Origin of the sequence: Simiduia litorea (assembly GCF_042853465.1) — a bacterium.
GTDB classification, from domain to species: domain Bacteria; phylum Pseudomonadota; class Gammaproteobacteria; order Pseudomonadales; family Cellvibrionaceae; genus Simiduia; species Simiduia litorea.
Window position 1 is genome coordinate 2,621,291 of sequence record NZ_AP031497.1, and the last position, 12,954, is coordinate 2,634,244.

Below are 12,954 nucleotides of genomic sequence, written 5' to 3' on the forward strand. Positions count from 1 at the left end.
ATTTTCACCTTAAATTTGCCATCTACCTGCGCAAGTTAACCCGCCGGCGTGACAAATTCATGGCAAAGATGTGACATAAATAAGACTATTCTGTAACAATGGCAGCTTAAATTGCTCCAACAGCCATCCGATATTGACCACGTAACATTTACCTTGGATATATTCATGCGCGAAGATGTTAAAACCTACTACGGCGAAACCCTGCAACAATCCTCAGACTTACAGACCAATGCCTGCTGTACCGGCGAAGAGCCACCAGAGTATTTAAAGCCGATATTAGCGGCCATTCACGACGAGGTGCATGCTCGGTACTATGGCTGCGGGCTGGTATTACCCGAACAAATCGGAGGGCTGCGTATCTTAGACCTAGGTTCTGGAGCCGGCCGGGATTGTTTTGCCATGTCAGCCCTGGTCGGTGAAACCGGCTCTGTGGTTGGCGTCGATATGACTGAACAACAACTGGCTGTTGCGCGCCGGCACGTGGACTACCACCGCGATAAATTTGGCTACAAAAACGCCAATGTGACCTTCTTACAGGGCGAACTTGAACATCTAGACCAGTTAGATATTCCCGATAACAGCATCGACGTCATCGTGTCTAACTGCGTCATTAATCTTTGCGAAGACAAGACCGCGGTATTAAAACAGGCTTATCGGCTGCTGAAGCCCGGTGGCGAAATGTATTTTTCAGATGTTTATGCAGACCGGCGCATGCCCGAGGCCCTCGCCAAAGACCCCGTCTTATTTGGCGAGTGCTTGTCGGGTGCTTTTTATTGGAACGATTTTCATAACACAGCGAAAGCCTGTGGATTTTTAGACCCTCGCTTGGTTAAAGACGCACCCATCACCATCGAAAACAACGCATTAAAAGCAAAATGCGGTGACATTCGCTTTTTCTCTGCCACTTACCGGTTATTCAAAATTGCGGCGTTGGAGCCCTTCTGTGAGGACTATGGTCAAGCGGTGATCTATAAAGGCAGTATCGAACACCATCCACACAGCTTTACCCTCGATAAACACCACGACATACAGACTGGAAAAGTGTTTCCCGTGTGCGGAAATACCTGGCGAATGCTACATGACACACGCTTCAAACCGCATTTTGACTTTATCGGTAACTGGGGTAAGCACTACGGCATTTTTGACGGCTGCGGCACAACCCTACCCTTTGACACGGAGCAAGTGACAAGCAGTGGTGGCGCCTGTTGTTAATAGGTCATTACACCTGTTACCGCATAACAAAAAATGTTTTCGTTATGCGGCAATTGCCTTATTAGCGGTTAGTCGAACTAGGGCTTGGCTGATCCATGGCGCTTGCCATCCACCAGACGCTGCAATTTTTCTGGATTGGTCGCTTGCAATGCTGCCGGTAAAAAAACATCGGGCAGTTGCTGATAACATACGGGCCTTAAGAAGCGCATGATAGCCGCACTGCCAACCGAACTGGTGCGGCTATTTGAGGTGGCAGGAAAGGGCCCACCATGGACCATGGCATGGCACACCTCCACACCTGTTCCAAAACCATTCCAAATAATACGTCCAACCTTCAACTCCAAAGCTGTGATCAACTGCTGTACCCATGCGGGATCATCATCGTCGTCGGCATGAATAGCGCCAGTCAGCTGACCTTGTAACTGCGCCAGCACATCAAACATTTGGGCTTCGTTGTCACACTCGACAACGAGCGCTAAGGAGCCGAACACTTCCTCGTGTAATTGCGCGTTCGCAATAAAATCTGCGCCACTCACTAAGTATAAACCCGCTTGACACTGGCAGGCGTCAGCCGAGTGCAAACTGCGTGCAATTTCCCTAACGCCGGGCGCGCTACTGACGCGCTCAACACCCGCTAGGTAGGCTTTGTGAATACTGGGTGACAACATTGTTTGGCTAGCGACCGACACTAGATTTGTGGCGGCCTTATCGAGGTAACGATTTAAACCTGCGCCCTTAACCCCTATGACCAAACCCGGGCTAGTACAAAATTGACCGGCGCCCATCAGCATGGAAGCCACATGCATCTCGGCAATTATTTCCGCACGATTTTCTAACGCCTTAGGTAGTAGAAAAACGGGATTGATCGAACTCATTTCTGCATAAACGGGAATAGGTTCTTTGCGCTGCGCGGCAATGGCCATAAGCGCCATACCCCCCGCCTGCGAACCGGTAAACCCCACCGCTTTAACACTCGGGTGCGCCACCAAACTGGCTCCCACCTGCGCGCCAGAACCAAATAACAGCGAAAATACACCTTCGTGCAAGCCACAAATTTGCACCGCAGTTTGCACGGCGCGCCCCACCAATGCTGAGGTACCGGGGTGAGAAGAGTGAGCCTTAACGATAACCGGGCATCCCGCCGCCAACGCGGAGGCCGTATCGCCGCCGGCCACAGAAAAAGCCAAGGGAAAATTACTGGCGCCGAACACCGCTACTGGCCCCAAGGCAACATTGCGATAGCGGTGATCCAAACGGGCAAGCGGCTTGCGCTCTGGTTGCGCAGGGTCGATGCGTGCATCTTGGTAATTTCCATCGCGCACCAGCGCTGCAAATAACCGCAGCTGCCCTACCGTTCTTGCCCGCTCACCTTCTATTCGCGTCCGTGGTAAACCGGTTTCGGCCATGGCCCGCTGTACCAGCGGGTCACCCAAGGCCATTATTTGCTGTGCAATCACGTCTAAAAAATCGGCTCGCGCCGGTAAAGGCAGATTACGATAACCATCAAAGGCACTAGCCGCCAATGTGCACGCCTCTGCCACCTGTTGCGCTTCGCCACTAGCAAACGCGGGTTGTATCGACTCACCGGTAGCTGGATTGACCGCAAAAATTGGCTTTTGGCTACCCATTACCGCACGCGCGCCGATTAACATCTCACCGGTCACCTTCATACTTCACCTCAACAAAGATTTGTGCAGGCAAGCCCGCAACTGGTATTTAAACCATACCAGAAGAAACTGGTATGGTAAACAGACCAGATTTGGGCGAACAGTTCAGCTGTCTCAAAAGCCCCTTACAGGCCGCGAGGCAATAAACCCTGAACGCACAGTCAATCGCTCGGAACGCTATAGCGACTGAGATAGCACACAGGGATTATGTTGAAGGTTCGCCATAAAAACATGGGATTTACATTTTGCTCTTTGAGCAACACACGCCACAGCAATCAAGCGCCGGTATTTTCAGGCGAGGAAAACCAATGAGCTTTCGAAAAAAATCGACTCAACGCGAATAATCATCACGCTATCTCAGCCACGCGACATAAGGAATTCTATCTGCGCTCAACGAAGATTCATCGGGTTAAAAATAACGTTAGGATGCAGCCATAACATTCAAACCAAAAAAGGACCTCATCACATGAAACCTACATCCCTCATTCTCGCCATCGTTGCTTCCAGTTTACTTAGCGCGTGCATTTACATTAACAAGGGTGGCGACTCCAATAGTGATTGGGAAAAAGCCGAGCGCGAAAACAAGGCTGTTATCTCCAGCCTCCAAATTGACACGGCAGAAGCTGATATTCGTAGCCGCTTAGGTGAACCAGATTTTAGCGAGGGTTACAGCGACAAAGATGCCGCTGTTCGGGTGTTATTTTATCGCACCCAGCGACAGAAAGAGGATGGCATCACCACCAAAGATGAATGCACGCCGTTGGTATTTCGCAATGGAAAATTGATTGGCTGGGGCGCAAAAGCCTACTCGTCGAACCAGCATCACTAACCGGCGGGCTCAGCCTTAACCATAAAAACATGACCTAAGGCAGTCAACTGTACGTTTGACTGCCTAATTTTTATAAACTCACACCAGAACAGCAAATTCATGGCAAAATAGCCGATTAAAGATAATTCTTTCGGAGCTACCATGGGTCGCTGGCGCCCCCCCACTCGCCGAGGTTCGGCCTATATTACCCCCGCCGGTGCACGCGCACTGCAAGCAGAACTGACCCAACTTTGGAAGGTGGAGAGGCCGGTGGTCACTAACACCGTGCACGAAGCCGCCAAGAATGGCGACCGCTCGGAAAACGGCGACTATATCTACGGCAAGCGTCGATTGAGAGAAATTGATAGCCGGGTACGATTTCTGAGCAAACGCCTCGACGAACTCACTATCGTTGATCGTCTTCCCGAAGACCAAGAAAAAGTATTCTTCGGCGCTTGGGTTACACTAGAAGATGAAGCCGGCAACGAAAAGCGCTATCAGATTGTTGGGCCAGATGAATTCGATATCAACGTCGGAAAAATCAGTATGGACTCACCGCTAGCGAAAGCTGTGCTCGGCAAACGCTTAGATGATGACGTGTGGATTGTGATTGGCGAGAAAAAAAACTTATGCTGTATCGTCAATATAGAATACACGGCGTGTGAGTAACAGCTATGCGGATGGCCGCCCCCAGCTTACAGCTTAGATTAAAAATATAGCGGCGATCGCCGCTATATTTTTCTGTTTTATCATTATGGATTTAAAAATCGATTAATCGGCAATTGACGGATGCGTGGCCCACCGGCAGCGACGATAGCATTGGTTACGCTGGGTGCCACCGGCGGTACACCAGGCTCGCCCACTCCCGTATGTTTTTCATCGCTGTCAATCAGAGTGACAACAATCTTCGGGCATTTATCCATACGCAACAGCGGGTAGTCGTGAAAATTCGACTGTACAACGGCGCCTTGTTTAAACTCAATATCGCCGTACAGTGCAAACGACAAGGCAAAAATTACCGCGCCTTCCATTTGCGACCGAACCCGATCAGGGTTAACGATCTGACCGCAATCCAGCGCTATGTGTACCTCATCCACGGTGAGCGCTTTATCTTTCAAGGTTACCTTAGTCGCTACCGCCACGTAGCTGAAAAAGCTGTAGTGCTGGGCCAGACCCCAGCCTCGATTAGGTTCAGCTTTGTGCGGCCAACCGCTGCTTTTCTTAACTGTATCCATGACAGTTAACAAGCGGTTGCTTTTGAAAGGATGATCGCTATCTTTATCGACAATGCGGTCTTTGCCGATGAGCTGTTGATGAAACACCAACGCGTCTTGCTTAGCGTCGCGCGCTAACTCATCAAAAAAACTGTTAACACCGAAAGCATGGTTGATATGAAATACAGATCGCATCCAACCAATACGGGTATGGGCTGGTGTATGGGCGTTTTCAATCAGTTGATGGGCAATGTTATAGGGCAAGTTTGAAAAACCCTGCCCCGCTTCCCATTCTTGCAAATAGCCGCTGTCGGGGCCAAACAGGCTCATGATAGTGGGCGATGCCACACAGGATTTAATCCCCACAAGTTGATTTTTCTTATCCAGCGCCGCAGCGAAAGTTTGCACGCTAGAAGCATGGTAATAGCCGTGCTTTATCGCATCTTCGCGCGTCCACGTCACCTTCACAGGCTTGCCAACAGCCTTGGCGATCAACGCCGCCTCGGCGGCAAAATCCGGTTTGGACTTGCGCCCAAAACCGCCGCCCAGCAGCGTGACGTTGACGGTGACTTGCTCGGGTTTAAAACCTATAGCGCCGGCAATAACATCTCTTGCGCGCACAGGACTTTGTACACAGGCCCACACTTCACAGCGATCACCGGTGATACGCGCCACCGCAGCCGGCGGCTCCATGGTTGCATGTTCTAAATGCGGCACGCTGTAGGTGGCATCGAAAACACGGGCAGCCGATGTAAATGCAGCTTCCACCTCTCCTTTAGACAACAAGGTTTTTCGTTCGCCTAACTTACCGGTTGCCATATCGCGCAAATTCTGAGCTGAATCGTAGTTGCTGTGGGAGCCTAAGTCCCATTCGATATTAACCAGCTTGCGTGCCTCTTGCGCCGCCCAAGTATTCGTGGCTACAACAGCGACACCCGCGTGGGGATTAAACGCCGCCGGCAGGATACCGCCAGCTATTTCCACAACCTGCAACACACCCTTCACTTTTAATGCCGCGCTGGCATCAAAGCTTTTTACCTTGCCACCCATAACCGGCGAGCGCTCAATACTGGCGTACACCATACCGGGTAGCTGAGTGTCTATACCAAACTGCGTGGCACCGGATACCATTGCCGGCAAGTCGACAATCGCCACGGGCTTGCCAATATATTTATAATCTTGTTTAGCTTTGAAGCTCAGGCTATTTGGTGCAGGCGCGGGTAGTGCCGCTGCGGTTGCCGCCAACTCACCAAAGCGCAACACGCGACCGGTAGGCGTATGACGACAGCTGTGATCAATGGCAACGCACTCTTCGAGTTTTACTTGCCAGGTTTGCGCTGCGGCTTGGCGCAACATCAGTTTTGCTGCCGCGCCAATTTCGCGCATGGTTTGAAAAAACGTACGCACACTACGCGAACCATCGGTATCTTGATTGCCGTATTTTTCATCGGCAATAGCTTGCACAATGTTTACTTTACGCCAATCCGCTTCCATTTCATCGGCCACAATCTGCGGTAAACTCGTGCGAATTCCTTGGCCCATTTCCGAGCGATGGGCAACAATAGTGACGCTATCATCTTGCTCAATGGAGACAAACACATTTAACACTAATGCCGCTTTACCGGGGTGCGGGCTCGCCAATACATCGTTTGTGATAGTCGCCTGCAACACCAATCCTGTAGAGGCTAAGCCGGTGGCTTTTAGAAAGCTTCGACGATCGAGAATCGTTAAGTTAGCCATTATGCAACACCTCCCTTAGCGCCTAGGTTAGGCTCAACACTCGTCTGTTTTTTTGGCTCGTGTATTTGCACACCAGCGGCGGATTTTATCGCCGCTTTAATGCGCGGGTAGGTACCACAACGACAAATATTGCCGGCCATTGCCTTATCGATATCGGTATCGGAAGGCTTCGGCGTTTTTGTTAACAGTGCCGCCGCACTCATGAGCTGACCGGATTGGCAGTAGCCACACTGGGGCACATTATGGCTAGCCCACGCGTGTTGCAGAGGGTGACTCGCATCCGCTGATAAACCTTCTATGGTGGTAATTTTTGCACCTTGTAGCGCCGATATGGGTGTTAGGCAAGCGCGTACCGCCTCGCCATTGACATGCACAGTGCAGGCACCACATAAGCCCATACCACAACCAAATTTGGTGCCGGTTAAATGCAATAAATCTCTCAATGCCCACAGCAAAGGCATGTTCGGCTCGGCGTCTAGCGTGTGTTCTGCGCCGTTAATCGTCAGTTCAAACATGATGGCTCCTTGCGTTCAGTAAAATTTAGTAGATCTTCCGGTGTATCGATATCGATGGCGGCATTGGGCAAACTCACGCTCACTATTGATTCAGTCAGCAATAATTTTTTTGCACCCTTGTCGCCTTGTAGCGCAGCCAACTCACTAAAATAGCGGCGCGGAAAAATAGCTGGCACGCCCACTTGGCCGTCATAGTGCGCGCAGACAATATTTTTTAACGAGGATTCGCCACGCTGTTGTTCGAAACGCTGGCGCAACCCATCCACATCTGCTTGTGTAAGCGCTATTTGATCGGCCAACAAAATCAACACCGCATCCGTATCGGCGGGTAAATGTTGAACACCAAAAGCAATGCTTGCGCCCAAGCCATTCATCCATTGCGGATGAACAAAATATTGCAGCTGTTGCAAGCGCGACATCTGCCGCACTATTAGCTCGGCATGGGCGCCGAGAATAAGCATCACCCGCCCTGGTGCCATCGCCTCCGCCAGCGTCAAACTATGCGCCAACAAAGGCGCCCCCATGCACGGCGCCAATTGCTTGGGTTCGGCGCCAAAACGCCGCCCTTGCCCTGCCGCCAACACCAGAACGGACAATGTCATCGACATTTTTCCAGCGCCCCTAAGCTTGGTCGTTGAGACTCGGCAAGCTCCAATACCTGATGGCACTGAGCAAGTGCCGCGAGCGCAATCGATTCGGGTAACTCACCGCCGAGATCCAACCCCATAGGGCCGTGTATGCGTCCATCGTGTTTTAGCCCGGCTTTAATCAAGACGCGATGTTTGCGGTGTGCGGGGCCCAACAGGCCAATATATTGCACCCGAGTGGGTAGCAACACGGTAAGGGCTTCGGCATCTAACTGGACGTTATGCGTCATAATAAAAGCCGCATCTGCTGCGGCTAAATGCTTAATCACCTCGGCGTGACCCGCAGGCTGGCGGATAATGGTATCTGCAGCGTTAAAATGCTGCGGCTGGGCATAGGCCACACGATGATCAATCAAGGTTAATTGCCAGCCCAACGTTTTTGCCATTTGTACTAAGGGCACGGCATCCACACCGGCACCAAAGACAACGAGATGCCGGCGCGCGGTGAGGGATAGGATTAACTCTGTCGAACCTTCCGGCGCATCGGCTTGGTCGGCGCAAACGCGCGTTATCGGTACATCCGTCGATGGTGGTGCAGGTTCAAGCCAATTGACACAGTGCGCCGCCAAATTGACACGATATCGAACGCTCTGCCTCGCGCGCAAGGCCGCCAATAACGTGTCTAATTGCTGATATTGATTTTCAGCCAACACCGGCTGTAACAGAATGCGCACTTTACCGCCACAGCCGAGACCTAACTGCCAAGCCACATCCGTGTCGCCCGTGGAGTCGAACTCAACCTCTAGGCATCGGTTATAACTGATCACCTTTTTCACATCGTTAAAAAGCGCTTTTTCTAAACAACCACCACTGAGCAAGCCAAAAAACTCTCCGCGCTCGTTAAACATCATCATCGCGCCAACCTTGCGGTAGCTAGAGCCCTCCGTCTGGACAACGGTTCCGAGCACCCACCTACAGGCATCGCGCTGGGGATGCCAGTACTCGAGAATATCTTGAATGTGATTGCCCATTAATTTGACCTGGATTTCTAATCTATTCGGCACTGAGTTGCACGATAAAATTATGCGCGCTGATGTGGTTATCTCGAGCCTCGAGTGTTTTTATTGTTAAAAGATCAACGCTGATAGCACCTGCGGGGGTTATTAACTGAAGACACTCAAGACCGCCGACACGGGTAATATCCTCAGCTATACCCGCCACTCGTTCACCTGAATGCAGCAGTAGATGAACCTTTGAGGCTCGCATACACACAATTTCAACATAATCGTGCGCCTGACAGGAGATCGGCATGAATGTAACACCTCAAGCAAGGACCAAACTGGGCCTAACCATAGCGTAAAAAGTCGCGGACAGGGAGGCTTTCTCGGTTAGGAATCATATAACTAGAAATTATATGAAAGCTAGTAGCCTCAGCGGAAACTTGGACTGCCGGTAATTGAATTAAGATATCCAAACCTCTTCTACCTAATCCTCTAATGCGCTCATTAATTAAGTAGGTATGTTTAACTAAAAACTAAGCCTGAAAAGTCGTCCCTGCCGGCAAGCTACCGTAGAAAAAGCGGCCATTAAAAAGAACTCGAAACGGTTGCTGGCGCGTTAACGAAAAAAGTGGGTAGCACTGGCTGGCGTTGTCGCATTAAGGTTGCACCCTATCGATACGTCGTTGAAATTACGTCTAAATAAGCGTTATAAAAATTTTTACCCGCGTCTGCGGCAAACACGGCAATACCTACGAAAGGGTCTTCTTAAACGACAAAGCAGATGATTAGTGCCATGGCACGCGCCTAAGATGGCGCTCAATCAGTGATGCTGTTTAGGCTGTAACAGTAAAAGAGGAAGACACAAGGCAGTGGCCATAAAGCCATTAATGTACCAATGCCAATAAAGACCGTAGAAGCCCGAGATAGTCGAATCTAACAATAACCAAACAAAAATAGCCGCAAAGCTCAACCACTTAACCATGGCCTTACCACTGGTATAGTAATAATCCACAGCCAGACAAAACAAGATACCCCAACTAGCCACAGTTGGGCCAAACAATGCGAGCAACACAGGCGTCCCAGCGTGATGACCATCCTGCACGGCAAGTTGTTGTGCAAGGTAATCAAGGTACGGCTCTGCCAACGGGGTATCCAGTATAAAAACCAATAAAACACCCCCCATGGCATGAAGCAAACCCAGCCCAATTAACCAACGGTAGATATTTTTTTGCATACGCTTTTCTCTACTAAAATTTTTCTACTTGGTCTTTTTTTTGGGTAGAAAATGAATCACCTTTGTGCCCATCTTAATTAATGCCAGCAAAGACGTGCGCGGCAAGGTGGCAATTTGTTGGTACCACACCAACATACCGTCGAGAAAACCATGCATTTCATTAATTTTTTTTCGTACATGAGCCGAGGTTTCTTTATCGTTGATCATCTCCACCTCACACTGCCGCAACATGCTCATAATCGGGTCTAATTCACGCCGCTTACGCTGCTCGATAATGGTAAAAAAGATATCCCACGTATCGCCCACCACAGTAAAGTGATCGCGCCTGTCGCCCATTTTATGGCTAACGTTAACCAGCTCCCAGCTTTGCAGTTCTTTCAAACTGTTGCTGACATTGGAGCGGGCTACCGATAGCAATTCGGCAATTTGCTCCGCGTTCAATGGCTCGGGCGCCAAGTACAATAACGCGTGTATTTGCGAAACGGTTCGGTTCACCCCCCAACGGCTACCCATCTCGCCCCAATGCAGAATATAGCGCTGCATTAACGGCGTTAATTCAAACGGTTTATTTTCCATATCGTTCACCTTAACGGCCTAGCGTTACGATCGAATACACCGAGCGCACACACTCAATGCAGCGGCGGTTAACTTGAGCGCACGACACCATTTAAACTAGCCATCTAAATAGCCCTCTCGACGGCTCGGGAACGTGCACTAAAATTACAGTAATTTCTGTCTTTACAGAAATTACTGTAATAGCGTACTCTTAATCTGTCAATCACCGAAAGCCGCCCAGCGCGCAAGGAGACGACAGTGACCAAGCCCTGCCCGATCACCAGCACAGACCTGCCCAGTGCTGACAGGCTACCCAAGCCTCAGTTAGACATCATTAATTATTATGTTGAAGCAGGCATGGATTACGAGCCCTGGAGCCGCAACTACAATATGCACTTCGGCTACTACCGCTGGGGCCTGAACCCGTTCAAGTTAGAAGCCATGCTGGAGCAAATGAACCAGGAAGTGCTACAGCGCTTGCAGCTCAATACTGAACACAAGAACCATCTCATCGATCTAGGTTGTGGCGTGGGTAGCTGCGCTCGCTACTGCGTCGAAAATCTCACCAATACCCATGTCACCGGTATAAGCATTGTGCCCCACCAAGTCGAACAGGCCAAAGCACGCAGCGCCAACAGCCGGCAAAGACAACAACTGGATTTTCAACTCATGGACTACCGTCGCCAACGGGTGCCCAGCAACCATTTTGATGGCGCCTACGCCATTGAAAGCAGCTGCTACGACAAGGGCAAAAGTAAATTGGCATTTTTGACAGAGGCCTATCGCACTTTAAAACCCAGCGCGCGCTTAGTGGTGGCCGATGGTTTCACCAAAACCAAACAAGCCTCAGGCCTGTTTCGCTACTGCTATCGTAAAGTGTGTGACGGTTGGGCACTGGAAGATTTCGCCAACATCGACGACTTTGTCGCAGCCATGCAAGACTTGGGCTTTGAGGATATTGTGGTGGAGGACGCCGCTTGGCGGGTGGCACCCAGCATCGGTTTTGTGCCTTGGATTTCAATGAAATACTTTTTCAATAAGATTTTCCGAAAAACCGGTGATAAACGTATTCAATGGGGCCATTTTCTGGCCCCAATGTACGGCATCATTCTAGGCCTACATCGCAAGCGCTACAGCTATTATTTGGTGTCCGCTAAGAAATAGTGGCCCTGAGTGAATTGCCGTGCAGCGCCTCGACCACCAAAGATTTACCCGCCGTTAACGCCGTCGCGGCCGGCAGTCTTGGCGCGGTAGAGCGCTGTATCGGCGGAGCATAAAAGTGCTGTGGCGGTGCGAAATTGCTGTTTGTGTTCGCAGGCAATACCTTGGCTGACACTCACCCGCACTAAACTGGATAGGCCTTGATCGGAAAAATTCAGCTGCTTAACCCGGGTTTGAATCTGGCGCGCGATACTCGTGGCCATCTCAGCGGTACAACCTGGCAATATGGCCGCAAACTCCTCACCGCCATAACGGGCGGCCAAGCAACGGCGCGACGGCAGCGCGCCTTCGATGACCTGAGCAATTTTGCGCAGGCAATAGTCGCCCTGAATATGGCCGTACTGGTCGTTAAAATGCTTAAAATAATCTACATCGATAATTATCACGCTGAGCGGTAAATTGTGATTAACGGCATCAGTCCAGTTACGCTGCAACACCTCATCAAAAGCGCGACGGTTGGCCAGCCCAGTCAGCGAATCGGTTCTGGCGAGACGCCGCAGCTCCCGATACTCGGCCTTATGGGTGGTTAGGTTGTGGATGATGCCGATGAACATCGGTTTATCGCCAGGTAAGCAAGACCAAGACAGGTCGCACTCGACAAACTCGCCGTCCATGCGCTTAAACAGCACCTCTTTCGGGCCATGGTTGAGCTGGGATTCTTTGCTGCAGCGCCAATCGGCAAACAGCGCTTCATATTCCGCTTTATAAGGGCGGCTAAGATGCCGCGTCCACATTTGACCAACCAGCGTTTCACGCGGCGCGCCAATGAGTTGCGCACCCGCCGGATTGATCATTTCAATCACGCCACTGCCGTTAACAATCAAGATGGCTTCGGTCACATGGTTCAATACCACCCGCAGCGCCTCGAAGTGCTCATCACTAATCTGCGCAGCAGGTGCATTGCGTTGGCGATGAGGGAAAGCGGTAACCTTTTCCTCGGGTTCACTCAGAGATTGGTCATTCGACATGGCCTGTGCCAATGGGTGATTTAATCCAGCTAAGGTGCGCGTGATACTCATGTTGTTCATCCCTAATAATTTTATCGTGTGCGGGTCAGTGCTCGCTTAGGGTGAACTGTAGAGATGCAGGTGTTTTTTAACCTTCTGGTAACCTTCTGATTTTTAACCTATTGATTTAATTGAATTTAATGGGGAGAAGAAAGATTGCGTTCGAGTCGATTCTCGGTCTTATTCGGCCCTA

General features: G+C 50.6%; 13 protein-coding genes. 4 read left to right on the forward strand and 9 right to left on the reverse strand.

Features of this window, described 5'->3' with window-relative positions; genetic code table 11:
• Positions 1-165: 165 nt before the first annotated feature.
• A complete protein-coding gene (locus tag ACGHTT_RS11645; protein ID WP_390590716.1) occupies positions 166-1,212 on the forward strand; it encodes a methyltransferase domain-containing protein in 1,047 nt (348 codons plus the stop codon).
• A 77-nt stretch (positions 1,213-1,289) separates the two neighbouring features.
• On the opposite strand, the gene ACGHTT_RS11650 is transcribed toward ACGHTT_RS11645, so the two are convergent.
• The gene (locus tag ACGHTT_RS11650) at positions 1,290-2,882 is read right to left on the reverse strand and encodes an aldehyde dehydrogenase (NADP(+)) (RefSeq protein ID WP_390590717.1); all 1,593 of its coding nucleotides are present in this window, start codon (positions 2,880-2,882) and stop codon (positions 1,290-1,292) included.
• A 463-nt stretch (positions 2,883-3,345) separates the two neighbouring features.
• On the opposite strand from ACGHTT_RS11650, the gene ACGHTT_RS11655 reads away from it, so the two are divergent.
• Positions 3,346-3,708, forward strand: a complete 363-nt coding sequence (locus tag ACGHTT_RS11655; protein WP_390590718.1) for a DUF3192 domain-containing protein — start codon at positions 3,346-3,348, stop codon at positions 3,706-3,708.
• Between the two features lie 141 nt (positions 3,709-3,849).
• Positions 3,850-4,356 carry a transcription elongation factor GreB gene (gene greB / locus ACGHTT_RS11660; protein ID WP_390590719.1) on the forward strand — a complete coding sequence of 169 codons (507 nt, stop codon included), beginning with the start codon at positions 3,850-3,852 and terminating at the stop codon, positions 4,354-4,356.
• 83 nt (positions 4,357-4,439) lie between these two features.
• Here the strand turns inward: greB and ACGHTT_RS11665 are convergent, their stop codons facing one another.
• From ACGHTT_RS11665 to ACGHTT_RS11695, 7 genes are all read right to left on the reverse strand, one after another.
• A complete protein-coding gene (locus tag ACGHTT_RS11665) occupies positions 4,440-6,641 on the reverse strand; it encodes a molybdopterin cofactor-binding domain-containing protein (protein WP_390590720.1) in 2,202 nt (733 codons plus the stop codon).
• Complete coding sequence (locus ACGHTT_RS11670; RefSeq protein WP_390590722.1) at positions 6,641-7,156, reverse strand: (2Fe-2S)-binding protein; 516 nt, start codon at positions 7,154-7,156, stop codon at positions 6,641-6,643. The genes ACGHTT_RS11665 and ACGHTT_RS11670 overlap by 1 nt, the downstream gene beginning before the upstream one ends.
• Positions 7,144-7,758 carry an NTP transferase domain-containing protein gene (locus ACGHTT_RS11675; RefSeq protein ID WP_390590723.1) on the reverse strand — a complete coding sequence of 205 codons (615 nt, stop codon included), beginning with the start codon at positions 7,756-7,758 and terminating at the stop codon, positions 7,144-7,146. Before ACGHTT_RS11675 ends, ACGHTT_RS11670 begins: the two co-directional genes overlap by 13 nt.
• Positions 7,755-8,774 carry an XdhC family protein gene (locus tag ACGHTT_RS11680; protein ID WP_390590725.1) on the reverse strand — a complete coding sequence of 340 codons (1,020 nt, stop codon included), beginning with the start codon at positions 8,772-8,774 and terminating at the stop codon, positions 7,755-7,757. The genes ACGHTT_RS11675 and ACGHTT_RS11680 overlap by 4 nt, the downstream gene beginning before the upstream one ends.
• A gap of 22 nt (positions 8,775-8,796) precedes the next feature.
• Positions 8,797-9,054 carry a Rho-binding antiterminator gene (locus ACGHTT_RS11685; RefSeq protein ID WP_390590727.1) on the reverse strand — a complete coding sequence of 86 codons (258 nt, stop codon included), beginning with the start codon at positions 9,052-9,054 and terminating at the stop codon, positions 8,797-8,799.
• A 510-nt stretch (positions 9,055-9,564) separates the two neighbouring features.
• Positions 9,565-9,978, reverse strand: coding sequence for a hypothetical protein (locus ACGHTT_RS11690; protein ID WP_390590729.1), 414 nt, complete (start codon positions 9,976-9,978; stop codon positions 9,565-9,567).
• 24 nt (positions 9,979-10,002) lie between these two features.
• The gene (locus tag ACGHTT_RS11695) at positions 10,003-10,554 is read right to left on the reverse strand and encodes a GbsR/MarR family transcriptional regulator (protein WP_390590730.1); all 552 of its coding nucleotides are present in this window, start codon (positions 10,552-10,554) and stop codon (positions 10,003-10,005) included.
• Positions 10,555-10,791: 237 nt separating this feature from the next.
• Here ACGHTT_RS11695 and ACGHTT_RS11700 point away from each other — a divergent pair, with 237 nt between their 5' ends.
• Positions 10,792-11,697 (forward strand): SAM-dependent methyltransferase, encoded by a 906-nt coding sequence (locus tag ACGHTT_RS11700; protein ID WP_390590731.1) that lies wholly within the window; start codon positions 10,792-10,794, stop codon positions 11,695-11,697.
• A 44-nt stretch (positions 11,698-11,741) separates the two neighbouring features.
• On the opposite strand, the gene ACGHTT_RS11705 is transcribed toward ACGHTT_RS11700, so the two are convergent.
• Positions 11,742-12,773: a diguanylate cyclase gene (locus ACGHTT_RS11705; RefSeq protein WP_390590733.1), complete on the reverse strand. Its 1,032-nt coding sequence runs from the start codon at positions 12,771-12,773 to the stop codon at positions 11,742-11,744.
• Positions 12,774-12,954 lie beyond the last annotated feature (181 nt).

What these genes read in the sequence shown, in the direction of transcription:
- ACGHTT_RS11645 (WP_390590716.1), top strand. Translation starts at nt 166, where the DNA reads ATGCGCGAAGATGTTAAAACCTACTACGGCGAAACCCTGCAACAATCC.
- ACGHTT_RS11650 (WP_390590717.1), bottom strand. Translation starts at nt 2,882, where the DNA reads ATGAAGGTGACCGGTGAGATGTTAATCGGCGCGCGTGCGGTAATGGGT.
- ACGHTT_RS11655 (WP_390590718.1), top strand. Translation starts at nt 3,346, where the DNA reads ATGAAACCTACATCCCTCATTCTCGCCATCGTTGCTTCCAGTTTACTT.
- greB (WP_390590719.1), top strand. Translation starts at nt 3,850, where the DNA reads ATGGGTCGCTGGCGCCCCCCCACTCGCCGAGGTTCGGCCTATATTACC.
- ACGHTT_RS11665 (WP_390590720.1), bottom strand. Translation starts at nt 6,641, where the DNA reads ATGGCTAACTTAACGATTCTCGATCGTCGAAGCTTTCTAAAAGCCACC.
- ACGHTT_RS11670 (WP_390590722.1), bottom strand. Translation starts at nt 7,156, where the DNA reads ATGTTTGAACTGACGATTAACGGCGCAGAACACACGCTAGACGCCGAG.
- ACGHTT_RS11675 (WP_390590723.1), bottom strand. Translation starts at nt 7,758, where the DNA reads ATGACATTGTCCGTTCTGGTGTTGGCGGCAGGGCAAGGGCGGCGTTTT.
- ACGHTT_RS11680 (WP_390590725.1), bottom strand. Translation starts at nt 8,774, where the DNA reads ATGGGCAATCACATTCAAGATATTCTCGAGTACTGGCATCCCCAGCGC.
- ACGHTT_RS11685 (WP_390590727.1), bottom strand. Translation starts at nt 9,054, where the DNA reads ATGCCGATCTCCTGTCAGGCGCACGATTATGTTGAAATTGTGTGTATG.
- ACGHTT_RS11690 (WP_390590729.1), bottom strand. Translation starts at nt 9,978, where the DNA reads ATGCAAAAAAATATCTACCGTTGGTTAATTGGGCTGGGTTTGCTTCAT.
- ACGHTT_RS11695 (WP_390590730.1), bottom strand. Translation starts at nt 10,554, where the DNA reads ATGGAAAATAAACCGTTTGAATTAACGCCGTTAATGCAGCGCTATATT.
- ACGHTT_RS11705 (WP_390590733.1), bottom strand. Translation starts at nt 12,773, where the DNA reads ATGAGTATCACGCGCACCTTAGCTGGATTAAATCACCCATTGGCACAG.